The organism is Pseudomonas sp. TE3895, assembly GCF_056278855.1.
This window is the reverse complement of sequence record NZ_JBWBQE010000001.1, coordinates 1,961,872-1,985,597: the sequence shown is the minus strand read 5'-3', so window position 1 is coordinate 1,985,597 and position 23,726 is coordinate 1,961,872. Positions and strand designations below refer to the sequence as shown.

Here is a 23,726-nt window from a genome sequence, read left to right as displayed (position 1 = left end):
CCTGTGGGAGCGGACGTGCCCGCTCCTGCAAGGGCCCCCGAAGCCATCAAGCCCCGGTACCGCCCACGGTAATCGCATCCAGTTTCAAGGTAGGTTGCCCCACCCCGACCGGCACCGACTGCCCGTCCTTTCCGCACGTTCCTACCCCGCTGTCCAGTGCCAGGTCGTTACCGACCATCGAAACCCGGCTCATCGCCTCGGGACCATTGCCGATCAGGGTTGCGCCCTTCACTGGCGCGGTAATCTTGCCGTCTTCGATCAGGTAGGCCTCACTGGTGGAGAACACGAACTTGCCGCTGGTGATATCCACCTGCCCACCACCGAGGTTGGCGCAGTAGATACCCTTCTTCACCGACGCGATGATCTCCTGTGGGTCGCTTTCGCCGGCTCGCATGTAGGTGTTGGTCATGCGTGGCATCGGCAGGTGCGCGTAGGATTCACGGCGGCCGTTGCCGGTCACAGCCATGCCCATCAGGCGCGCGTTCAGCTTGTCCTGCATGTAACCCTTGAGCACGCCATTCTCGATCAGCGTGGTGCACTCGGTCGGGGTACCTTCGTCGTCCACGCTCAACGAGCCGCGGCGGCCTTCGAGGGTGCCATCGTCGACGATGGTGCACAGGCTCGACGCCACCTTCTGGCCAATGCGGCCACTGAACGCCGAACTGCCCTTGCGGTTAAAGTCGCCTTCCAGGCCATGGCCGACCGCTTCGTGCAACAGCACGCCCGACCAGCCCGAGCCCAGCACCACCGGCAAGGTACCGGCCGGTGCCGGGATCGCTTCCAGATTCACCAGGGCCTGGCGCAGGGCCTCGCGGGCATAGCCCATCACCCGCTCTTCGGTGAAGTAGCGGTAATCGGTACGGCCGCCACCGCCCTGCCCGCCACGCTCGCGACGGCCATTCTGCTCGACGATGACGCTGACATTGAAGCGCACCAGCGGGCGTACGTCGGCGGCCAGGCTGCCATCGGCCGCGGCAATCAGAATACGCTCCCAAACCCCGGCCATGCTCACGCTGACTTGCTGAATGCGCGGGTCCAGGGCACGGGTGGCGGCATCGACACGCTTAAGCAGCTCGACCTTTTCGGCACGGCTGAGCACGTCCAGCGGGTTGTCCGCGGTATACAGGGCGGCCACTTCCTGGCTGCGGAAGGCTTGCACCGTGCCGTTTTGCCCGGCACGGGAAATCGAACGGGCGGCACGGGCTGCCGAGGTCAGCGCTTCAAGGTTGATCGCGTTGCTGTAGGCGAAGCCGGTTTTTTCGCCGGACTGGGCACGCACGCCCACGCCCTGGTCGAGGTTGAAGCTGCCCTCTTTGACGATGCCGTCTTCCAGCGCCCAGGTTTCCGAGATCTGGCCCTGGAAATACAGGTCGGCGGCATCGATGCCGGGGCCAGCCAACTCACCCAGCACGCTCTGCAGGCTGTCCAGGGTCAAGCCGCCTGGGGCCAGGAGCTGCTCACTGACGGTGGATAACATCTGGCTCATAGTCACTCCGAGGTATGCGCAGGCCGCAACGCGCCCTGCGAAAAAAAGCGCCGGTGCGATACCACCGGCATGCGCGTCCGAATGGACGCTTGTTCTTCAATGTCGCGCTCGGCAAGCAGTACCGCTTCACCTTGCGCCTGTTCTGCGAGAATGCGCCCCCAAGGGTCGACGATCGCCGCATGGCCATGGGTCTCCCGTGGGCCTGGGTGGGCACCACCCTGTGCCGCAGCCAGCAGGTAACACTGGGTTTCGATGGCCCGGGCACGCACCAGCACCTCCCAATGTGCTGCGCCGGTCACTGCGGTAAAAGCTGCTGGCGCGGTGATCAACTCCGCGCCGGCCGCACGCAGCGCGCTGTACAGTTCGGGAAAGCGCAGGTCGTAACACACGCTCAGCCCCAGCCGCCCGACCGGCGTATCAGCCACCACCACCTGAGCACCCTGCGCGTAGTCATCCGACTCGCGGTAACGGCCCCGGTTGTCGGCCACATCCACATCAAACAAGTGCAGCTTGTCATACCTTGCCGCCACCTCGCCGTGTTCATCGACCAGCAGCGAGCACGCATGGGCCTTGGCATCGGGCTGGCCGAACGGTGGCAAGGGCAAAGTACCGGCAACAATCCATAACTTGAGGTCGCGGGCGGTGCGTTTCAACCACGGCAGAATGGGCCCTTCCCCCAAGGCTTCGGCACGGCCGATGGCAGCAGCGTCCTTGCGCCCCATGGCGGCAAAGTTTTCCGGCAGCACCGCCAACCGTGCGCCGCCCAATGCGGCCTGCTCCAACAGGGCACCGGCACGCTGCAGGTTGGTCTGCACGTCGTCCTGGCTGACCATCTGGATTACCGCTGCCTTCATGGGTACTCCTAGCGGGATTTCTCGAAAGGTTTCACAAAGGTGATTCTAGGCTCTTTCCACGGCCCTTCGACACGGTAGTGCACGCTGGCAAAGCGTGACACGCGGTCACCGATCAGCCGATCGACCAGGAACAGCGCACCGCCCACCGCCGGCGCGCCGACGATCAACGCCGCCAGCGGCAGGTTGTTAGTCACCGGCAGGCTCACCTGCAAGTCAGCATCGACCCGGTCGCTGACCATGTCCAGCGTGCCGTCGAGCTCGAAGTTGCTCGACGGGCCGGTCACGGTAATCGGTTCGCGGGTCACGTACACGCCACTGCTGGCCACCAGCAAGCCCTTGACCCGGTCATAGGCCAGGCCCTTGTCAAACAGGTCGGAAAAGTCCAGACGCAGGCGCCGGCCAATCGAGTTGAAGTTGAGCAGGCCGAACACCCGCAGTGCCTGTGCGCTGCCTTCGACCTCGACGAACTGGCCGGTGCGCAGCGCCGCATCCATGCTGCCCGAGAAGCGCTTCAGGCCCACTGCGGCCGGCGAACCCGGCCAGCGGCCATCCACGTCCAGGCGGAAGTCGCGGCTGGTCACCGTCGGGGCAAAGCCCCAGGCGCTGAGCACATCCGCCAGGTTCTTGCCGTCAAGGCGCCCTTTGTACCAGCTGCTGGTTTTGCCCGTTTCACCCTCCCAGCCACCACCGCCATCGATGCGCAACCCCTTGAGGTCGAGGTCGATATCACTGGCTGTAACGCCACGTGGGGTCGGCCGCAGCTTGATCGCGGCGCTGCCGTAAAGATCGTCACCGCGATAGAGCTTGTCGATGCTCAGGTCCAGTGCCGGGACTTTGCGCGGATCGAACGAGGCCAGCGGGTCGGGGCCGTCTTCAGCCTGCTGTTCAGCGGCGCTGGCGGCAGGCAGCCGCAAGGTCTGCATGCGCACGACCATGGGCGCGCCCTTGGCATCCGGTACGCGCGCATTACCGATGACTTCCTTGCTGTCGAGGCGCAAATCCCAGGCCGGGCCGCCCCGGGCCAGGCGTATCACGGCCTGGTTCAGGTCCATGCCGAAGGCTTTCAACTGGCCGATGCTCAGGTCGACGCTTTGCAGGTTCTGCCGCGCGCTGCCACCGGGGTCGTCCCCAGCCAGCCGGCCCGCCTGCTCTTGCCAAGGGGCCAGGTCCAGGGTCTCCAGGCGCCCGCGCACCCTCAGCCCCTGGCTGGCAGGTACCCGGGCGTCGCCAGTGCCCAGCACTAGCTCGCCACGGCCCTGAGTCAACGTTTCAGCCGGTGCAGCATAGGCAAAGCGGGCAAGGTCGGCGTAGGCAGCATCGAATTGCCGCTCCGGGCCCTGGAGGCTCATGCTGAAACGGCTGTCACGGGTATCTGCTGCCGCTTTGCCGAACGGAGCCGGCAGGTCGATGGCCAGCCCCTTGAGGCTGGAAGTGACACTCAGGCGGTTGTCCCGGCTCCCCAGACTGAGCTGCAACTGATAGGGCAGTTCACCGGAGGCCGGCAAGGCCTGCTTGAACTGCAGCCAGTCAGTCAGTGTCTTGAGCGATACCTGGCCATTGGCATTGATGCGGGTCTGCATCTGCCCAGCCTGACCTTCAGCGGTTATTTGCGCCGTTACCGGCTTGCCGAAGGCCTGCAGGCTGATGCCTTTGCCACTCAGGCCCTTGTCGAAGTCGAAGCTGAAGTCGCCCTTCAGGCGGTTCAACTCCAGGCTTGGCGGGGCCACTTTCAGGCGCGCATCGTGGGTGGCGAAGTCCACCTGCACCTTTGGGCGCTGCCCATGGGCCAGTGGGATATCGAGTTTGACCTTGCCCTTCAGCGGCCCCTCACCTTCCCAGCCGGCGAAAATCTCCCCGGTGCCGATTGGCGCTTCCTTGAGAATCTTCAGGCCATCACCCAAGCTACCGTCGAAATCGCCATCCAGGTAGAGGTGGCTGTGCTGGCCACCCTCGACATGCGGGATATCGACATTCACATCGCTGACCTTGGTGTCGAGCAGCACGCCTCGCTGGGCCTTGATGCGCACGCCACTGTCCTCGATGAACACATCACCATCGACGTGCTGCACCTGTGGCCAACCGGGCTGGAAGTCCAGGGCGGCGTCATGCACCTTGAAGAACAGGCTGATGCTGCGCGCTTGCGGCGCTGCGCCATGGTTCAGCGAGCCCTGATACTGGAAGTAGCCTTCATCCACAGCGCCTTTGACGATCGCGCTGCGCAGCCACTCGTCGAGGGCCGGGCTGAGCACCTCGGGCAGATACTTGGCAGTATAGCGGCCATCGCCTTCGGTCAGGCCGACGCGCAGGTCCATGTAGTCCTCGCGGCCTTCCTCGAACAACAGGCGAATCAGGAAGTCACCGGCGATCTTGCCCTCCTCGCCCAGCACCTTGAGGTAGGGCGCAATCAGGGTGAAACCGTCTTTGTCCAAGGTCCAGGTCAAGCGCGCATTCGCCTTCTGGTAATGCCAGGGCTTGGCGAAGATCGGGTACAGATGCAGCATGAACGCATCGGTATCCAGGCGCAGCTCGCCGTGGCCCAGGTCACCACTGATGCTGCCACTGACGTTACCGGCCGCCGGGGCGTTGTGATAAGCATCGAAGCCTACCTTCTCCAGGTTGGCTGCGAACTGCAGGCGCTGGTCACCCTCGGCCTTGGGCCTGGCCTCGAGGCGCACATTGCGCAACGCACCGGTCACCTTCAAGCCATCGACCACATCCTTGACCTTGTCCGGCAGGGGGGCCAGGGCATCGATCAGCGGAGTCAGCGGGGTGAGGTCGAGGCGGTCGGCCTGTAACTGCCAGCTTTCATCGGCTGCATTCTGGCCAGGGCGATGCTGCAACTGCAGGTGAGACTCCCAGCGGGCCTTGCCGAGGTCCATGGCCAACGAGTCGACGACCACATCGAAGCCTTGCTCCCGGCGCTGGAACCAGGCGCCCAAAGCCAGATTATTCAGGTTGGCAGCCTTGCGCCCGGCATAGGCCCCCTCCAGCCTGGGTGCATTGAGCCTTACGACGGCCCGTTGCAACTGCCCCTTGCCCCAGCCGATCCAGAACTCACCGCCCGCCCGCAGGGTGTCAGCATGCCACTGCCCCAACACCCTGGGCGGCAACCAATGTGCCCAGTCACTTTGCGGCAGGCTGACATAGGCTTCTACCTCGCCATCACGCCAAGCGTCGGCCGACATACGGCTGTTCAGGCTCAACGCCAGGGGTTGGCCGTCAGGCAGGGTCGCACGCAAATCCAAGGCCTGACGGGTGGCACCGGCCTGCAGGCCGGCACTCACATAAGTCAGGGTCAGCGGGTCGCGCTGCCAGGGGTGCAGAGTGACCAGACTGTCGAACACATCGATGCGCCCCAGCTGGCGCAGGCGCTGCAGCAAGTCGGCAGGGTCCAGCGGCGCGTCGTCCTTCTTCGGCAGGCCTTCCAGGCTCCAGGCGCCCTGCTCGTTTTCGCGAAGGATCAGTTGCAGCCCGCCCAGCTGGATGCGCGCCAGGCGCACTTCGCGGGCGGTGAGGCTGGCCCAGATGTCGGGCACCACCATGACGTCGTCCAGTCGGAGCGCCTTGGTGCCTTCGCCCAGTTGCAGGTCACGTACCCGCAGCACAGGGGCCAGTCCGCTCCAGTGCCCTTCCAGGGCACCGACATGCACGGGCAGGCCCAGCGCCTGCTCGGCCTTGCTTTCTACGTCAGCACGGTACTCGGCTACCAGCGGCACCAGTTCACGACCAAGGCTGACATACAGCGCCACCAATACTGCCAACAGGGCACATATGCCCAACCCCCAGCGGGTCAGAGCAACAAGAACGCGGTTCAGACGTCCCATGGCCATGGCCCTCCAAGTCGTTTATCCATGATGGCCCGTCGTGCCGGTTTTGCCAGCACGACGATGCAGTGGCGTGTTTCAGAAGGCCTCAGAGCAGCACCACGTCGTATTGTTCCTGCGAATACATCGACTCGACCTGGAAGCGAATGGTTCGACCGATGAAGGCTTCCAGTTCCGCCACGTTGCCTGACTCTTCATCCAGCAGGCGGTCGACCACCTTCTGGTTGGCCAGCACACGGTAGCCTTCAGCCTGATAGGCACGGGCCTCACGCAGGATCTCGCGGAATATTTCGTAACAGATGGTCTCGGGTGTTTTCAGCTTGCCGCGGCCCTGACAGGCCAGACACGGCTCGCAAAGCACCTGTTCCAGGCTTTCCCGCGTACGCTTGCGGGTCATCTGCACCAGGCCCAGCTCGGTGATGCCGATGATGTTGGTCTTGGCATGATCGCGCTCCAGCTGTTTTTCCAGGGTACGCAGTACCTGACGCTGGTGATCTTCGTCTTCCATGTCGATGAAGTCGATGATGATGATGCCGCCAATGTTGCGCAGGCGCAGTTGTCGGGCGATGGCGGTAGCGGCCTCGAGGTTGGTCTTGAAGATGGTTTCTTCGAGGTTGCGATGACCGACGAAAGCCCCGGTGTTGACGTCGATGGTGGTCATCGCTTCGGCCGGGTCGACCACCAGGTAACCGCCGGACTTCAACGGTACCTTGCGCTCCAGAGCCCGCTGAATCTCATCTTCGACACCGTACAGGTCAAAGATTGGGCGCTCGCCCGGGTAGTGTTCGAGGCGGTCGGCAATTTCCGGCATCAACTCGCCGACAAACTGCGTGGTCTTCTGGAAGGTTTCCCGCGAGTCGATGCGGATCTTCTCGATCTTCGGGTTGACCAGGTCGCGCAGGGTACGCAGGGCCAGGCCAAGGTCTTCGTAAATGACCGTGGGCGCGCCGCAGGTCTTGATCTGGGTGCCAATCTGCTCCCACAGGCGGCGCAGATAACGGATGTCCTGCAAGATCTCCTCGGCACGCGCGCCTTCGGCGGCGGTGCGCAAGATGAAGCCGCCGGCATCCTTGATGTTCTCGCTGTCCATGCAGTCGCTGACCACTTGCTTGAGGCGCTCACGCTCGGCCTCGTCCTCGATTTTCAGCGAAATACCGACATGACTGCTGCGTGGCATGTACACCAGGTAGCGCGACGGGATCGATAGCTGGGTGGTCAGGCGCGCCCCCTTGGTGCCGATCGGGTCCTTGGTCACCTGCACCACCAAGGCCTGGCCTTCATGTACCAGTGCGGTGATGTTCTCTACCGCCGAGCCTTCGCGCTGGGAGATTTCCGAGGCATGGATAAACGCTGCGCGCTCGAGGCCGATGTCGACGAAGGCCGCCTGCATGCCTGGCAGCACACGCACCACCTTGCCCTTGTAGATATTGCCGACGATGCCACGGCGCTGGGTGCGCTCGACATGCACTTCCTGCAGCACCCCGTTTTCCACCACCGCCACACGTGACTCCATCGGGGTGATGTTGATCAGGATCTCTTCACTCATGGCAGGCTCTCGTCAAAGGTTCTTCTAATGATGGATGGCGTATGCACTGCTGGCTACTGCGGGTTTGTTACCTCTGGCGTATGCGCGAGCGATTGCCAGCAGGCGATGCCGAACTGGCCAAGCAAATCGGCCGTTTCACAGAGCGGCAAGCCGACCACCGCCGAATAGCTGCCGGAAAGGCCGGTGACGAAGACCGCACCCAGCCCCTGGACGGCATAGCCACCAGCCTTGTCAACTGGCTCACCGCTGGCCCAATAACGTTGCGCTTCATCGGTGCTGATGGCGCGAAAGCGCACCGTGCTGGTCACGCAAAAACTGTGCACACGCTGGCCATCGTCCAGGGCGACAGCGGTCAGCACCTGATGCTCGCGGCCTGACAGGTCAGCCAGCATGGCCAAGGCATCTTCACGGTTTTCCGGTTTGCCGAGAATACGACCATCGAGCACCACGGCAGTGTCTGCGCCGAGCACTACAGCCGGGCCGTCGACACGGGCCAGGCCGGCGGCGGCCTTTGCCCGGGCCAGGCGTTCGACGTAGGCAGGGGCGCTTTCGCTGGGTAGCGGAGATTCATCGATGGGGGCACTGATGACAATGAACGGCACGCCGATCTGCGTCAGCAGTTCACGACGACGGGGCGAGCCTGAAGCCAGGTATAGCGGGGTCATGCAGACATCTCCCTGTCAGTGGCGCGTTGCCGTCAGTTGATGTGCAAGCGTCGACGCAGGTCGCGCAAGGCAAAGCTGATCCATGGCCAGAGCAAGGCACTGATCACCGCCGACCAGACCAGCGCCAGGGTGGGCAGGCGGTTGCCGGTCAGTGCACTGAGCCACAGCTGGATCAACTGGGCGATACCAAAGATCACCAGAATGACCAGGCTTTGCTGCCACATGGGGAACATGCGCAGACGCTGCTGCAGGGACAGCACCAGAAAGGTAATGAGGGTAAGGACCAGCGCATTCTGCCCCAGCAGCGTGCCATACAGCACGTCCTCGGCAAGGCCCAGCACGAATGCCGTGGTCATGCCAACCTTGTTCGGCACGGCAAGGGTCCAGAACGACACCAGCAAGGCCAGCCACATGGGCCGGAACACTTCCATGAACTGCGGCATGGGGGAAACGCTGAGCAGCAGGCCGATGGCGAACGTAAGCCAGATGACCCAGCCGTTATTGCGGCGTGATGCAGCCATCATTGCCTCCGGGGTTGAGCGGGTGCGGCCGGCATGGCAGGTGCAGCAGACGGGGCTGCTGGCTGCGCGACCGGAGTGGCCGGCGCTGCCGGTGTGACCGACGCGGCAGGCGTGCCAGCGGCGGGTGCGACCTGATCACGGGTAGCGGCCGGCTGGCCAGCAGGTGCAGCCCCCTTTCGGTCAGCCTCTTCCTGGGCAATGGCGGCATCGGTGGCACGCTGCTCCGGGCTACGCCGGTCACTGAACACAAGCAACATATAGCGGCTGCGGTTAAGCGCGGCGGTGGGGATGGCACGGACGATGGCAAAGGGTTGGCCGGAATCGTGGATCACTTCGTTGACCGTGGCCACCGGGTAGCCGGCAGGAAAGCGCTGCCCCATGCCGGAACTGACCAGCAGGTCGCCTTCCTTGATGTCGGCAGTGTCGGCCACATGGCGCAACTCCAGGCGCTCCGGGTTGCCAGTGCCGCTGGCGATGGCTCGCAGACCGTTGCGGTTGACCTGCACCGGAATGCTGTGGGTGGTATCGGTCAGCAACAGCACCCGCGCGGTATAGGGCATCAACTCTACGACCTGGCCCATCAGGCCGCGGGCATCGAGCACCGGCTGGCCCAGGAACACACCATCACGCTCACCCTTGTTGATCAGAATGCGGTGGGTAAACGGGTTGGGGTCGACACCGATCAGCTCGGCCACTTCAACCTTTTCGTTGACCAGCGCCGAAGAGTTGAGCAACTCGCGCAGCCGCACGTTCTGCTCGGTCAGGGCCGCCAGCTTCTGCAGGCGCCCCTGCAGCAGCAGGGCTTCGGTCTTGAGCTTCTCGTTTTCGGCAATCAGCTCGGTGCGGCTACCGAACTGGCCGGCCACACCTTGCCAGGCACGCTGTGGCAAATCGGTGATCCAGTACGACTCCATCAGCACCAGGCCCATCTGGCTGCGCACGGGTTTGAGCACGTCGAAGCGCGCGTCGACAACCATCAACGCGACCGACATCACCACCAGAACGAGCAGGCGAACGCCCAGCGAAGGGCCCTTGGAGAAAAGCGGTTTAATGGGCCGTTCCTCGTGGACGACTCAGGAGGTCATTGGACATGGAACAACGCACCAGCCTGGTTGCGGGTTGACGGATACGGCGCCCCAAACGGGCGCCAGCCCAGCGCATACAGGTAGCACTGTACGTACTACCTGTAAACCGGGCGCTCGTGAACAGCGAGCGGGATCACTCGCTGGAGAGCAGGTCCATCGCGTGCTTGTCCATCATCTCCAGGGCGCGACCGCCGCCACGGGCGACGCAGGTCAGCGGGTCCTCGGCGACGATCACCGGCAGGCCGGTTTCCTGGGCCAGCAGTTTGTCGAGGTCACGCAGCAGCGCACCACCACCGGTCAGCACCAGGCCGCGCTCGGCGATGTCCGAGGCGAGCTCCGGCGGCGATTGCTCGAGGGCGCTCTTGACCGCCTGGACGATGGTCGCCAGCGATTCCTGCAGCGCTTCGAGCACTTCGTTGGAGTTCAGGGTGAAGGCACGCGGTACACCTTCGGCCAGGTTACGACCACGCACGTCGACTTCACGTACTTCGCCACCTGGGTAGGCAGTACCGATTTCCTGCTTGATACGTTCGGCGGTGGATTCGCCGATCAAGCTGCCGTAGTTGCGGCGCACGTAGGTCACGATGGCTTCGTCGAAGCGGTCACCGCCAACGCGGACGGACTCGGCATAGACCACGCCGTTCAGCGAGATCAGGGCGATTTCAGTGGTACCGCCACCGATATCGACGACCATCGAACCGCGGGCCTCTTCAACCGGCAGGCCGGCACCGATGGCAGCGGCCATTGGCTCTTCGATCAGGAACACTTCACGGGCACCCGCACCGAGGGCCGACTCGCGGATGGCGCGGCGCTCGACCTGGGTCGACTTGCACGGCACGCAGATCAGCACGCGCGGGCTCGGCTGCAGGAAGCTGTTCTCGTGAACCTTGTTGATAAAATATTGCAACATTTTTTCGCAGACGCTGAAGTCGGCAATGACGCCGTCCTTCATCGGACGAATGGCTGCAATGTTGCCAGGCGTACGGCCCAGCATGCGTTTGGCTTCGGTACCGACGGCGACAACGCTTTTCTGGTTGCCATGGGTACGGATGGCAACAACCGAGGGCTCATTCAGGACGATACCGCGCTCACGCACGTAAATAAGGGTGTTGGCAGTACCCAGGTCGATAGAAAGATCGCTGGAAAACATGCCACGCAGTTTCTTGAACATGGGAAAGTGACCCTGGGGAAAGCGTGGGTAAAAAAGTGCGGCAAACTCTAACAATGGCAGGGATTTTGGGCAAGGAGCCAATATGTTAAATTGGCTGTTTTTCCGAGCACGCCAGCAGAATTTCGCGGCCGTTAGACCGCCAGAAAGCTGACATGTTCCTCACCGCGGACCCAAATTCCGTTCTTTGTTTCCCTTGGAGATCCTCATGGCGCTTGAACGCTGCGACGTGGAAAAGATCGCCCATCTGGCCCGCCTGGGCCTGAATGATGGCGAACTGCCACGCATTACCGACGCCCTGAACAGCATTCTCGGCCTGGTCGACCAGATGCAAGCGGTCGATACCACTGGCATCGAGCCCCTGGCCCACCCGCTGGAGGCCAGCCAGCGCCTGCGTCCTGACCAAGTCACCGAAAGCAACCAGCGCGATGCCTACCAGGCCATCGCACCGTCGACCGAAAGCGGTCTGTACCTGGTTCCCAAAGTCATCGAGTAAGGGATAGAGCCTGCCATGCATCAATTGACCCTGGCCGAGATCGCCCGCGGACTCGCCGACAAATCGTTTTCTTCCGAAGAGCTGACCGGCACGCTGCTGGCGCGCATCAAGCAGCTCGACCCACAGATCAACAGCTTTATCAGCGTCACCGAAGACCTGGCCCTGGGCCAGGCGCGTGCCGCCGATGCCCGTCGCGCCGCTGGCGAAACCGGCGCGCTGCTGGGTGCACCGATCGCCCACAAAGACCTGTTCTGCACCAACGGCGTACGCACCAGCTGCGGCTCGAAGATGCTCGACAACTTCAAGGCGCCCTATGACGCCACCGTGGTCGCCAAGCTGGCCGAAGCCGGCATGGTCACCCTGGGCAAAACCAACATGGACGAGTTCGCCATGGGTTCGGCCAACGAATCCAGCCATTACGGCGCGGTGAAGAACCCGTGGAACCTCGAGCACGTTCCGGGCGGGTCGTCCGGTGGTTCGGCCGCTGCCGTGGCCGCGCGCCTGCTGCCCGCCACCACGGGCACCGACACCGGCGGCTCGATCCGCCAGCCAGCGGCACTGACCAACCTCACCGGCCTCAAGCCGACGTACGGTCGTGTGTCGCGCTGGGGCATGATCGCCTACGCCTCCAGCCTCGACCAGGGCGGCCCACTGGCCCGCACCGCCGAGGACTGCGCGCTGCTGCTGCAAGGTATGGCCGGTTTCGACGCCAAGGACTCCACCAGCATCGAAGAACCGGTGCCGGACTACAGCGCCAGCCTGAGCGCTTCGCTGCAGGGCCTGCGCATCGGCCTGCCGAAAGAGTACTTCGGTGCCGGTCTAGACCCACGCATCGCCGACCTGGTCCAGGCCAGCGTCAAAGAGCTGGAAAAGCTCGGCGCAGTGGTCAAGGAAATCAGCCTGCCGAACATGCAGCATGCCATTCCGGCCTACTACGTGATCGCCCCGGCTGAAGCCTCTTCCAACCTGTCGCGTTTCGACGGCGTACGCTTCGGCTACCGCTGTGAAGAGCCGAAAGACCTCACCGACCTGTACAAGCGCTCACGCGGCGAAGGGTTCGGCGTTGAAGTACAGCGCCGCATCATGGTCGGTACCTACGCCCTGTCGGCCGGCTACTACGACGCCTATTACGTGAAGGCGCAGCAAATCCGCCGCCTGATCAAGAACGACTTCATGGCCGCCTTCAACGATGTCGACCTGATTCTCGGCCCGACCACGCCAAACCCGGCCTGGAAGCTTGGCGCCAAGAGCAGCGACCCGGTTGCCGCCTATCTCGAAGACGTCTACACCATCACCGCCAACCTGGCGGGCCTGCCTGGCCTGTCGATGCCTGCGGGCTTCGTCGACGGCCTGCCGGTCGGCGTGCAACTGCTGGCGCCCTACTTCCAGGAAGGCCGCCTGCTCAACGTCGCGCACCGCTACCAACAGGTGACCGACTGGCATACCCGCGCCCCCAACGGCTTCTGAGGAATTCACACATGCAATGGGAAGTTGTGATCGGGCTGGAAATCCACACTCAGCTCGCCACCCAGTCGAAGATCTTCTCCGGCAGCGCTACCACCTTTGGCTCCGAGCCGAATACTCAGGCCAGCCTGGTTGACCTGGGCATGCCCGGTGTACTGCCGGTGCTGAACGAGGAGGCCGTGCGCATGGCGTGCATGTTCGGCCTGGCCATCGATGCCGAGATCGGCAAGCGCAACGTGTTCGCACGCAAGAACTACTTCTACCCCGACCTGCCCAAGGGCTACCAGATCAGCCAGATGGACCTGCCGATCGTCGGCAAGGGCCACCTGGACATCGCGCTGGAAGACGGCACCATCAAGCGCATCGGCGTAACCCGCGCGCACCTGGAAGAAGACGCCGGCAAGAGCCTGCACGAAGACTTCAGCGGCTCCACCGGCATCGACCTGAACCGTGCCGGCACCCCGCTGCTGGAAATCGTCTCCGAGCCTGACATGCGCAGCGCCAAGGAAGCCGTGGCTTACGTCAAGGCAATCCACGCGCTGGTGCGCTACCTGGGCATCTGCGACGGCAACATGGCCGAAGGTTCGCTGCGCTGCGACTGCAACGTATCGATCCGACCGAAAGGCCAGACCGAGTTCGGCACTCGCTGCGAAATCAAGAACGTCAACTCGTTCCGTTTCATCGAGCGCGCGATCAACAGCGAAATCCAGCGCCAGATCGACCTGATCGAAGACGGTGGCAAAGTCGTGCAGGAAACACGCCTGTACGACCCGAACAAGGACGAAACCCGCTCCATGCGCAGCAAAGAGGAAGCTAACGACTACCGTTACTTCCCCGACCCCGACCTGCTGCCGGTGGTCATCGAGGACAGCTTCCTCGAAACCATTCGCGCCGGCCTGCCGGAGCTGCCGCCACAGAAGGTCGAGCGCTTCCAGACTCAGTACGGTCTGTCGGCCTACGACGCCAACGTGTTGGCTTCCAGCCGCGAACAGGCTGACTACTTCGAAGAAGTGGTGAAGATCGGTGGTGATGCCAAGCTGGCGGCCAACTGGGTCATGGTCGAACTGGGTAGCCTGCTGAACAAGCTGGGTGTCGAAATCGATCAGGCGCCGGTCAGCGCTGCGCAACTGGGCGGCATGCTGCTGCGCATTCGTGACAACACCATCAGCGGCAAGATTGCCAAGACCGTGTTCGAGGCCATGGCCGCCGGTGAAGGCGATGCCGACAGCATCATCGAGAGCAAAGGCCTGAAACAGGTTACCGACACGGGTGCGATCGACAAGATGCTCGACGAAATGCTGGCAGCCAATGCCGAGCAGGTCGAACAATATCGCGCAGCCGATGAGGCCAAGCGCGGCAAGATGTTCGGCTTCTTCGTCGGTCAGGCCATGAAAGCCTCCAAAGGCAAGGCCAACCCGGGGCAGGTGAACCAATTGCTCAAGGCCAAGCTCGAAGGGTGATGGTTTTACCCCTGTAATGCTGCGAGGGCTTCGCCCTCGTTCGCGGCTGAAGCCGCTCCTACACAAGCCAGCGTTTTCCCTGTAGGAGCGGGTTTACCCGCGAATGGTCGCACCGGAGAGCACCTGACTTGCTAAAACGTTCCCTCGGCACCCTCGCCCTGTTTTCTTTCCTGGCCGGCTGCGCCAGCCATAACATCGACCCGCGCGGCTACGACCAGACGGGCACCGCTTCCTACTACGGCTCGCGCCACCATGGCAAACGCACCGCCAGTGGCGAACCGTTCAATCAGCACGGCCTCACCGCCGCACACCGCAGCCTGCCCTTCGGCACACGTGTACGGGTGACCAACATGGCCAACCAGCGCAGTGTGGTGGTACGCATCAACGACCGTGGCCCGCACACCCGCGGCCGCCTGATCGACCTGTCTCGCGCAGCAGCAGAAAAAATCGGTATGCTCCGTAGCGGAACAGCGCGCGTGCGCGTACAAGGGCTTAGCGACTGACGCGACAGGAGTCCGACCATTTTCGACCTGGCCACCCTTCCCACTTTTAGCCTGCTGCAAATGGGCGTTGCCCTGCTGTTGCTGATCGGTGGCGCCGAGCTACTGGTGCGCTCCGCCTTGCGCCTGGCGCAGCGCCTGCACGTTCGCCCGCTGATCATAGGCCTGAGCCTGGTGGCCTTCGGCAGTACCGCGCCACAACTGACCGTAAGCCTGCAGGCCGCCTACCAGGGCGCGCCGGATGTGGCAGTAGGCAGCGTGATCGGCAGCAACATCTTCAACGTGCTGGTCATTCTCGGCCTGGCCGCGCTGATCATCCCGCTACGGGTGTCTCGTCAGCTGGTGCGCCTGGACATTCCCCTGATGATCCTTGCCAGCGGGCTGGTGTATGCACTGTCCGCCAATGCCCACCTGGGCAGGGTTGAAGGGGCACTGCTATTGCTGGGGCTGGCCGGTTACCTGGCAATGCTCTGGCATCAGTCGCGCCATTACGCACGCACCTACCCTGCCCCGGACGCCGCCAGGTCCGGGGCCGGGCGCTTCTGGTCAGGTACGCTGCTGCAGATACTGGTCGGCCTTGGCCTGCTGAGCCTGGCGGGCCACTTGCTACTGGAAGCTGCCATCGAGGTGGCCACCGACCTGGGCCTGTCCGAGCGTATTATCGGCCTGACGGTCGTCGCCATCTGCACCTCCCTGCCGGAACTGGCCGCTGCGCTGATCGCCGCCTTGCGTGGCGAACGGGAGATCGCCGTGGGCACGGTGATCGGCAGCAACCTGTTCAACCTGCTGGCTGTACTGGGCCTGACCGCACTGATCACCCCGGAACCCCTGTCGATCTCGCCTAACGCGCTGTCTTTCGATCTGCCTGTAATGCTCGGCGTTGCCGTACTGAGCCTGCCAGTGTTCTATTCCGGTTACCGCATCACTCGTGCCGAAGGCCTGGTGTTTCTTTGCCTGTACCTGGCCTACGGCCTTCATGTGGCGGCTTTTACCATGGGTATGCCGTTGGCTGGCCGCCTGGAGCGATTGATGCTGTTCTATGTACTGCCGGTGCTCGCCACAGTGTTGCTGTACACCACCGTGCGTGCCTGGCGGAGGCAGCATTGAGGGGCATGGAAGGGGCACGCGTCAGGGCCGCCAGACGCATGCCTTTAGGCTTTCATCGCCTGTGAGATCAAGCGCCGCGCGGGCGGCGCTCGATCTCACAGGCGCCGAAAACCTAACGGCATACCCCTTACGAACAAACCCGATCAGCCCTTGGCCTGGCGAGCCTTCTTCAGCTTGAAGGCCACCCACAGCACAGCGATCCATGCCGGGATCAGCATTACCGAGATGCGAATCGGCGGCGTCAGGTACATCACCACCAGGATCAGCACGATGAACGCCAGGCACAGGTAGTTGGTCAGTGGGTGCCCCAGGCTTTTGTAGAAGGGGGTGATCCCGGCGGCCAGCTTGGCCTTGCGGAATTTGAGGTGGGTAATGCTGATGCTCGCCCAGTTGATCACCAACGCGGACACTGCCAACGCCATCAGCAAGCCAAAGGCCCCGCCCGGCATCAGGTAATTGATCAGCACGCACAGGCCGGTCGCAAAGGCCGACACGGCCAGCGCAGTCAGCGGTACGCCGCTACGGCTCACCTTCAGCAACTGACGCGGCGCATCGCCCTGGCTGGCCAGGCCGAACAGCATACGGCTATTGGCGTACACACAGCTGTTGTACACCGAGAGCGCAGCCGTCAGCACCACGATATTGAGGATGGTCGCCACCAGGTCGCTGTCCAGTTCGTGGAAGATCATCACGAACGGGCTGCCGCCCTGCACCACCTTCTGCCACGGGTACAGCGACAACAGCACTGCCAAGGCACCGATGTAGAAAATCAGGATGCGGTACACCACCTGGTTGGTGGCCTTGGGGATGCTCTCGCGCGGGTTGTCAGCCTCGGCAGCCGTGATGCCGACCAACTCCAGGCCACCGAACGAGAACATGATCACCGCCAGGGCCATTACCAGACCCGTGACGCCGTTAGGGAAGAAGCCACCGTACTGCCACAGGTTGGCCACGCTGGCATCCGGGCCACCATGACCGCTGCCCAGCAACCAGGCACCAAAGCCGATCATGCTGACGATGGCTACTACCTTGACCAGGGCGAACCAGAACTCCATCTCGCCATAGACCTTCACCTGGGTCAGGTTGATCAGGTTGATCACCACGAAGAAGATCGCCGCCGTGGCCCAGGTGGGGAAGTCCGGCCACCAGTACTGCACGTAGATACCGACTGCCGTCAGCTCGGCCATGCCGACCAGCACGTACACCACCCAGTAATTCCAGCCAGAGACAAAGCCGGCGAACTCGCTCCAGTATTGGTGGGCGAAGTGGCTGAAGCTGCCGGCAACCGGCTCTTCCACCACCATTTCGCCCAGCTGGCGCATGATCAGGAAGGCCATCAGGCCGGCGATGGCGTAACCCAGCAACACGGAGGGGCCGGCCAACTGGATGGTCTGGGCAATGCCCAGGAACAACCCGGTACCGATGGCCCCGCCCAGCGCGATCAGCTGGATATGGCGATTCTTCAGCCCGCGCTGTAACCGCTCGGGCGTGCTCTGGTCTTGCATGAAGTGTCCTTTAGCTCAGTGAGGCAGTGTTGTTGCTGTTATTTGCAGTCAAGGATCTAGATCCATCCGCCCCACTGCAAGATGAAAATACCAATGTTGGTGGTGATCGCCGCCATTAGCGTGGTAATCACGATGATCGACGCGGCCAGTTCATGATTGCCGTTGGCCGCCCGCGCCATCACGTAGCTGGCCGCAGCGGTCGGGCTGCCTATGTACAGGAACAGGATGCCCAGCTCCGCCCCGCGAAACCCGCACAACCAGGCCCCAAGGGTGCCGAGCAGCGGCAGCCAGAGCATTTTCACGAGGCTGGCATCGATGGCCAGCCGGCCACAGTTACGCAGCGCTGCCAGCGACAGCGTGCCACCGATACAGATCAGCGCCAGCGGCAGGGTCATCTGTGCCAGGTAGTCGCCTGAGGTCAGCAGCCAGTTGGGCAATGGCACCTGGCCGTAAGCCATCGGCGCGGCCACCAGCACGCTGATGATCAGCGGGTTGCTGAAAATGCTCTTGCAGATGCTCCACGGGTCGGACTTGAGGTCCGGGCTGTACACCGCCAGAACCACCGCTGACAGCGAGTTGTACATGAGGATGACCAGGCCTGCGAGTACTGCCCCCAGGGAAATGCCATAGTCACCGTACAGGCTGGCGGCCAGGGCCAGGCCGATCACACCGTTGTTGCCGCGGAAGGCGCCCTGGGTATAGATGCCTCGGTCGGCCATCGGGCTGCGCCAGATGGCCATGCCCCAGGCAAGGGCGAAACCGGCCAGGGTGGCGACGATGAAATACAGGATGACACCGGGCTTGACCGCTGCGGCCAGGTCGGCGTGGTAGATGCCGAGGAAGAGCAGCGCCGGCATGCAGACGTTGAATACCAGCTGCGAGGCGACGCGGTTGAAGTTGTCGTCGATCAAGTGAATGCGTTTGAGCAGGACGCCCATGAACAGCATGGCGAAAACCGGTGCCGTGATGTTCAGGGTCTGGATAAGAAGGGCGAGCATGCGCAAGCGATCCTGGAGGGGTTGCCGTCAGGCGGCCAATGATACGTCAACGGCTGGGATTTGCGGGGATCAAGCGCGATAAAAGGAAATGTCTTTCAGGTTTTCTGCTGCCAGTACCGGCCGCTTTGCACCTAACCCCGCCCCCACAGGTACCACGCCGCGACTCATCGGTTCACACAAACCTGTGAGCCATTCATGAAAAGCCCGCAGCAACCCACGCCTTGTTCAGCCGCTTCTCCCGCGCCGACGCCGCCAGCGCCATCACCCCTTGGTCACGCTGCCAGATGTGCGCCCACTGCACCGGCCCTGTCGCCAACGCCGCATCGATCTCCCCCCGCAACGCCTGGAATTGCGCAAACAACCCGCCCAGCAACAAGTGACAACCCATGCTATCGGCACACTGCCGGCTACCCTCGGCGCAGCCGGCCAACAGCCCAAGCAACTGCAGGCGAAGCCCCTGCGGCCAGGCGCACTCCTGCCCAACGCCATACAACCAAGCGGTCAGCGCCGTGAGCACATACAAATCCTCCAGCGAACGGAACGGCTTCACGTAGGCATCCCAGCCGTCACCGGCCAGCAACTCGCACGATGCCTGCTCCAGCAGCAGTCGGCCGTGCCCGACTTCCGGCATCAGCGGCAGGGTCGGCAATGGCTCCAGTGTCACCCCAGGCTCCCCGGGGTAGACCACCGCAAGGCTCAGTTGTGGCGCCGCGCCAGCCGCTTCGCTACGCGCCGCCACCAGCAACCACTCCGCCTCCAGGCCTGCGGTAACGAAGTCTTTGCAGCCCGACAGCCGCAGAGCGTCCAGCCGTGTGCGCATATCTGCAGGCCTCACGCTGCGCCGCTCGGTGGCACACAAGGCGCCAAGGCTGTGCGGCGCACTGGGCCACAGCACGCGAAGGGCAGCCTGGTAACCCACCAGGAAGGCCAGGCCCGGGGTGGCCATTGCACGCCCACCCAGTACCGCCAGTTCGAACGGGGCAACCGGGCCGAGGCGCTCAAGCAGCGCGGCGTAGGTTTCGCCCAGGGTGCCTGTCGGCGCGAGGCGAAGCGGATCGTTGAGTCGTTGCAACCAGGCCATGGAACAGCTCCTTGCTGGAGGGCTTTCAGTTAAGGCTCAGGGTGTGTCACGCAAGCATCACCAAACATTCACAGGGGTGACACTGGGTCTACCTAGGCTGACTTTGCACAACAAAGCCGACCGGCCGCAACCCTTCTTGGCTGGCTTATGGAGACTCGTAATGACTCGGATCGCTACCGCTGGCGACTACAGCACCGAACGCCGTCTGCAAGCCGAACGCCTGGTTGGCGCCGCGGCGCTGCAAGAAGCCCAGGCTCTGCGCTACACCGTATTCAGCGCAGAATTCAAGGCCAAGCTCAAAGGTGCCGAGCAGGGCCTGGACATGGACGACTACGACGTGCACTGCCGCCACATTGGTGTACGCGACCTGAGCACCGGCGAACTGGTTGCCACCACCCGCCTGCTCGATCACCAGGCCGCCAGTAGCCTGGGCCGTTTCTACAGCGAAGAAGAATTCAGCCTGCACGGCCTGTTGCAGTTGCAAGGCCCAATCCTCGAACTGGGCCGTACCTGCGTCGCCCCCGACTACCGCAACGGCGGTACCATCGCCGTGCTCTGGGGCGAACTGGCCGAGGTGCTCAACGAGGGCCGCTACAGCTATCTGATGGGCTGCGCCAGTATCCCCATGCAGGACGGCGGCGTGCAGGCCCATGCAGTGATGCAGCGCCTGCGTGAACGTTACCTGTGCACCGAACACCTGCGTGCCGAGCCGAAGAACCCGCTGCCGAAACTGGCCCTGCCCAATAACGTCATTGCCGAAATGCCACCGCTGCTCAAGGCCTATATGCGCCTGGGCGCGAAGATTTGCGGCGAGCCATGCTGGGACGAAGACTTCCAGGTGGCAGACGTGTTCATCCTGCTCAAACGCGACGAGTTGTGCCCACGCTACGCCCGCCACTTCAAGGCGGCGGTCTGATGCCGAAGTTGCGGGTACTGGCCCGCCTCATCCGACTGCTGCTGGTGCTGGCGCAGGGCATGCTGATGGCCAGCATTATCGCCTTGGGCGAACGCTTGGGCTTCAAGGCGCCGATCGAACGGCGCCAGCGCTGGACTTGCCTGTTCATGAAGCGCCTGGTCGCTGCCCTGCCCTTCGACGTCAAGGTAGTCGGCGAACTGCCACAGCGACCGATGCTGTGGGTCAGCAACCATGTTTCCTGGACCGACATCCCCCTGCTTGGCATGCTCACGCCGCTGTCTTTCCTGTCCAAGGCCGAAGTGCGCCACTGGCCGGTGGCCGGCTGGCTGGCGGAAAAGGCCGGCACGCTGTTCATTCGCCGTGGTGGTGGCGACAGTCAGCGCCTGCGCGAACAGATCGCCGGGCAACTGGGGCTGGCCCGCCCGCTGCTGATATTCCCCGAAGGCACCACTACCACCGGCCGCACGTTGCGCACCTTTCATGGCCGCCTGCTAGCAGGTGCCATCGACCGTGGCGTGGCAGTGCAGCCAGTCGCTGTTCAGTACCTGCGTGATGGCCAGATCGACCCGGTAGCGCCGTTCATTGGTGAGGACGACCTGGTGTCCCACCTTATGCGCCTGTTCGCCCTGCCGCGGGGCGAGGTGTGCATCCACCTGCTGCAGCCAATAGGTAGCGTGGGCAAGGAACGTGCGGTGCTGGCATTGCAGGCACAGCAGGCGATTCACCTGGCGTTGTTCGGGGTTGAAGACGTGGAGATGGCGCCACGTCGGCAGGCGCGGGCTGCCTGAACGCTTGCACTGCCTGTTCTGGCCCTTTCGCGGGTGAACCCGCTCCTACACCGATCGCATTGCCCGTAGGAGCGGGTTTACCCGCGAAGAGGCCAGTATCACCCACACACCTCTAACTGTCAGACATCCGCCCTACCGCCGCAAACGCCTGCAGTTGCGGGTAGAACTCGCGAAAATCCGCCAGCAGCGGCTCGTACAGCCGCTCCAGTTCCACCATCACCCCGGCCATCCCCTCAGGCCGCGACAAGCGCCGGGCAATGCCGTTGAACACCTGTTCCAGCGTGTCGAAATCGCCATACGCCCCTAGCCAGTCATCCGCTGCCATGAACGGCGCAATCCGCGCCAGCCGCCCAGGCAGCTCGGGCTCTGCCAGCAATACCCGATAAAACGCGCCAGTGAACTGCTCCAGCGGCTGATCGGCGTAGTTGCCCCAGTGCCGTGCCAGGCAATGGTCGAAAAACACATCCAGAACGATGCCGGCAAAACGCCGCCGCTCGCGCGGAAAACGTGCCAGAGCCGCCAGCACCAACGGGTGCTGGTCAGTGTAACTGTCGATATGCCGGTGCAGCCGGATGGCCGCCTCCAGCGCAGGCGCAAAGCGCCCTTCCAAGGAGCCTTTGACAAAGTCGCCATACAGGCTGCCAAGCAGTTGTTGCGGCGCCGGGCCGCCCAGGTGCAAGTGTGCGAGGTAGTTCATGAGCGCAGTCTAGCATTGACACCCAGCATATCGTTATAACGCGATATATCGATTCGTGCTCAGCTCAGAACGCCTTCGTATTTGTATATCGGAATTCAGCGAATTATATTTCGCCCTATCGCGATATACCGCTACAACGAGCCTCAAACCATGCCACTCGATCTCGACGAAATCATAAAAGCACTGGCCCACCCGGTCAGGCGAGAAATTCTCAGCTGGCTGAAAGACCCGGCAACCCAGTTCCCGGACCAGTACCACAGCACCGAAAACGGTGTGTGTGCGGGGCAAATCGACCAACGCTGCGGCCTGTCGCAGTCGACCGTCTCTGCCCACCTGGCCACTTTGCAGCGCGCCGGGCTGATCAGCAGCCAGAAGATTGGCCAATGGCACTTCTTCAAACGCGACGAAGCCACCATCCAGGCGTTCCTCGAACAACTGCGCCAAGCACTTTGACAAGGCAGGTAACCACAATGACCACGCTTTTCGATCCGATCAAACTGGGCGACCTGCAACTGCCCAACCGTATCATCATGGCCCCGCTCACCCGCTGCCGCGCCGATGAAGGCCGCGTGCCCAATGCGCTGATGGCCGAATACTACGTACAACGTGCCAGCGCCGGGCTGATCCTCAGCGAGGCGACTTCGGTCAGCCCCATGGGCGTCGGCTACCCAGATACCCCCGGCATCTGGAACGATGAACAGGTACGTGGCTGGAACAACGTGACAAAGGCGGTGCACGCCGCGGGCGGTCGCATCTTCCTGCAGCTGTGGCACGTGGGTCGTATCTCTCACCCCAGCTATCTGAATGGCGAACTGCCTGTGGCCCCCAGCGCGATCCAGCCCAAGGGCCATGTGAGCCTGGTGCGCCCACTGAGTGACTACCCTACCCCGCGGGCGCTGGAAACCGAAGAAATCAACGACATCGTCGAGGCCTACCGCAGTGGCGCCGAAAATGCCAAGGCTGCCGGTTTCGATGGTGTGGAGATCCATGGCGCCAACGGTTACCTGCTCGACCAGTTCCTGCAAAGCAGCACCAACCAGCGCACCGACCGTTACGGTGGCTCGCTGGAAAACCGCGCGCGCCTGTTGCTGGAGGTGACCGATGCGGCCATTGAAGTGTGGGGCGCGCAGCGCGTAGGTGTGCACCTGGCACCGCGAGCCGACGCCCACGACATGGGCGACGCCGACCGCGCCGAGACCTTCACCTATGTGGCCAGAGAGCTGGGCAAGCGCGGCATCGCCTTCATCTGCTCACGGGAGCGGGAAGCCGACGACAGCATCGGGCCGCTGATCAAAGAGGCATTCGGTGGCCCGTACATCGTCAACGAGCGGTTCGACAAGGCCAGTGCCAATGCGGCCCTGGCCAGTGGCAAAGCGGATGCCGTGGCGTTTGGTGTGCCGTTCATCGCCAACCCCGACCTGCCGGCACGGCTGGCAGCGGATGCGCCGTTGAACGAGGCACATCCCGAAACCTTCTATGGCAAGGGGCCGGTGGGGTACATCGATTACCCGCGGTTGTAATCAAGATTGCCGGGGCGCAGCTCAATCGGCGTTCACCGTACATAG

21 protein-coding genes are annotated in these 23,726 nt (G+C 63.1%); 9 read left to right on the top strand and 12 right to left on the bottom strand.

Annotated elements, in window-relative coordinates; translation table 11 throughout:
* Positions 1-46: 46 nt before the first annotated feature.
* From tldD to mreB, 8 genes are all read right to left on the bottom strand, one after another.
* Positions 47-1,486: a metalloprotease TldD gene (gene tldD / locus ACZ889_RS08920; protein WP_476257318.1), complete on the bottom strand. Its 1,440-nt coding sequence runs from the start codon at positions 1,484-1,486 to the stop codon at positions 47-49.
* A 2-nt stretch (positions 1,487-1,488) separates the two neighbouring features.
* Positions 1,489-2,340 (bottom strand): carbon-nitrogen hydrolase family protein, encoded by an 852-nt coding sequence (locus tag ACZ889_RS08915; RefSeq protein ID WP_014589818.1) that lies wholly within the window; start codon positions 2,338-2,340, stop codon positions 1,489-1,491.
* A gap of 8 nt (positions 2,341-2,348) precedes the next feature.
* Entirely contained in the window at positions 2,349-6,170 is a 3,822-nt protein-coding gene (locus ACZ889_RS08910) for a YhdP family protein (RefSeq protein ID WP_476257317.1), read from the bottom strand.
* A gap of 82 nt (positions 6,171-6,252) precedes the next feature.
* A complete protein-coding gene (rng, locus tag ACZ889_RS08905) occupies positions 6,253-7,710 on the bottom strand; it encodes a ribonuclease G (protein ID WP_003255158.1) in 1,458 nt (485 codons plus the stop codon).
* 53 nt (positions 7,711-7,763) lie between these two features.
* On the bottom strand, positions 7,764-8,375 hold the full coding sequence (locus tag ACZ889_RS08900) for a Maf family protein (RefSeq protein WP_180688794.1): 612 nt from the start codon (positions 8,373-8,375) through the stop codon (positions 7,764-7,766).
* Positions 8,376-8,407: 32 nt separating this feature from the next.
* On the bottom strand, positions 8,408-8,896 hold the full coding sequence (mreD, locus tag ACZ889_RS08895) for a rod shape-determining protein MreD (protein WP_003255161.1): 489 nt from the start codon (positions 8,894-8,896) through the stop codon (positions 8,408-8,410).
* Positions 8,896-9,948: a rod shape-determining protein MreC gene (mreC, locus tag ACZ889_RS08890; protein ID WP_080756804.1), complete on the bottom strand. Its 1,053-nt coding sequence runs from the start codon at positions 9,946-9,948 to the stop codon at positions 8,896-8,898. Before mreC ends, mreD begins: the two co-directional genes overlap by 1 nt.
* Positions 9,949-10,114: 166 nt before the next feature.
* Entirely contained in the window at positions 10,115-11,152 is a 1,038-nt protein-coding gene (gene mreB, locus ACZ889_RS08885; RefSeq protein ID WP_003255163.1) for a rod shape-determining protein MreB, read from the bottom strand.
* A gap of 205 nt (positions 11,153-11,357) precedes the next feature.
* On the opposite strand from mreB, the gene gatC reads away from it, so the two are divergent.
* The 5 genes from gatC to ACZ889_RS08860 all read left to right on the top strand — a co-directional run bounded on the left by gatC (position 11,358) and on the right by ACZ889_RS08860 (position 16,176).
* Entirely contained in the window at positions 11,358-11,645 is a 288-nt protein-coding gene (gene gatC / locus ACZ889_RS08880; RefSeq protein ID WP_003255165.1) for an Asp-tRNA(Asn)/Glu-tRNA(Gln) amidotransferase subunit GatC, read from the top strand.
* A gap of 15 nt (positions 11,646-11,660) precedes the next feature.
* A complete protein-coding gene (gene gatA, locus ACZ889_RS08875; RefSeq protein WP_180688795.1) occupies positions 11,661-13,112 on the top strand; it encodes an Asp-tRNA(Asn)/Glu-tRNA(Gln) amidotransferase subunit GatA in 1,452 nt (483 codons plus the stop codon).
* Between the two features lie 11 nt (positions 13,113-13,123).
* Entirely contained in the window at positions 13,124-14,569 is a 1,446-nt protein-coding gene (gene gatB, locus ACZ889_RS08870) for an Asp-tRNA(Asn)/Glu-tRNA(Gln) amidotransferase subunit GatB (protein ID WP_003255169.1), read from the top strand.
* A 128-nt stretch (positions 14,570-14,697) separates the two neighbouring features.
* Positions 14,698-15,072 carry a septal ring lytic transglycosylase RlpA family protein gene (locus tag ACZ889_RS08865; RefSeq protein WP_476257316.1) on the top strand — a complete coding sequence of 125 codons (375 nt, stop codon included), beginning with the start codon at positions 14,698-14,700 and terminating at the stop codon, positions 15,070-15,072.
* A 60-nt stretch (positions 15,073-15,132) separates the two neighbouring features.
* Complete coding sequence (locus ACZ889_RS08860) at positions 15,133-16,176, top strand: calcium/sodium antiporter (protein WP_392493393.1); 1,044 nt, start codon at positions 15,133-15,135, stop codon at positions 16,174-16,176.
* Between the two features lie 143 nt (positions 16,177-16,319).
* On the opposite strand, the gene ACZ889_RS08855 is transcribed toward ACZ889_RS08860, so the two are convergent.
* The 3 genes from ACZ889_RS08855 to ACZ889_RS08845 all read right to left on the bottom strand — a co-directional run bounded on the left by ACZ889_RS08855 (position 16,320) and on the right by ACZ889_RS08845 (position 19,760).
* On the bottom strand, positions 16,320-17,681 hold the full coding sequence (locus tag ACZ889_RS08855) for an amino acid permease (RefSeq protein ID WP_003255172.1): 1,362 nt from the start codon (positions 17,679-17,681) through the stop codon (positions 16,320-16,322).
* Positions 17,682-17,737: 56 nt separating this feature from the next.
* The gene (locus ACZ889_RS08850; protein ID WP_003255173.1) at positions 17,738-18,679 is read right to left on the bottom strand and encodes an AEC family transporter; all 942 of its coding nucleotides are present in this window, start codon (positions 18,677-18,679) and stop codon (positions 17,738-17,740) included.
* 193 nt (positions 18,680-18,872) lie between these two features.
* A complete protein-coding gene (locus ACZ889_RS08845; RefSeq protein ID WP_476257315.1) occupies positions 18,873-19,760 on the bottom strand; it encodes an acyl-CoA dehydrogenase middle domain-containing protein in 888 nt (295 codons plus the stop codon).
* Positions 19,761-19,920: 160 nt separating this feature from the next.
* On the opposite strand from ACZ889_RS08845, the gene olsB reads away from it, so the two are divergent.
* Both olsB and ACZ889_RS08835 read left to right on the top strand, forming a co-directional pair.
* On the top strand, positions 19,921-20,676 hold the full coding sequence (olsB, locus tag ACZ889_RS08840; protein ID WP_003255175.1) for an L-ornithine N(alpha)-acyltransferase: 756 nt from the start codon (positions 19,921-19,923) through the stop codon (positions 20,674-20,676).
* Entirely contained in the window at positions 20,676-21,464 is a 789-nt protein-coding gene (locus ACZ889_RS08835) for a lysophospholipid acyltransferase family protein (RefSeq protein WP_180688798.1), read from the top strand. Before olsB ends, ACZ889_RS08835 begins: the two co-directional genes overlap by 1 nt.
* 112 nt (positions 21,465-21,576) lie before the next feature.
* Here ACZ889_RS08835 and ACZ889_RS08830 read toward each other — a convergent pair whose 3' ends face one another.
* On the bottom strand, positions 21,577-22,161 hold the full coding sequence (locus tag ACZ889_RS08830; RefSeq protein WP_180688799.1) for an acyl carrier protein phosphodiesterase: 585 nt from the start codon (positions 22,159-22,161) through the stop codon (positions 21,577-21,579).
* Positions 22,162-22,311: 150 nt separating this feature from the next.
* Here ACZ889_RS08830 and ACZ889_RS08825 point away from each other — a divergent pair, with 150 nt between their 5' ends.
* Positions 22,312-22,614, top strand: a complete 303-nt coding sequence (locus ACZ889_RS08825) for an ArsR/SmtB family transcription factor (protein WP_003255178.1) — start codon at positions 22,312-22,314, stop codon at positions 22,612-22,614.
* Positions 22,615-22,631: 17 nt separating this feature from the next.
* A complete protein-coding gene (locus tag ACZ889_RS08820; RefSeq protein ID WP_010952123.1) occupies positions 22,632-23,681 on the top strand; it encodes an alkene reductase in 1,050 nt (349 codons plus the stop codon).
* Positions 23,682-23,726 lie beyond the last annotated feature (45 nt).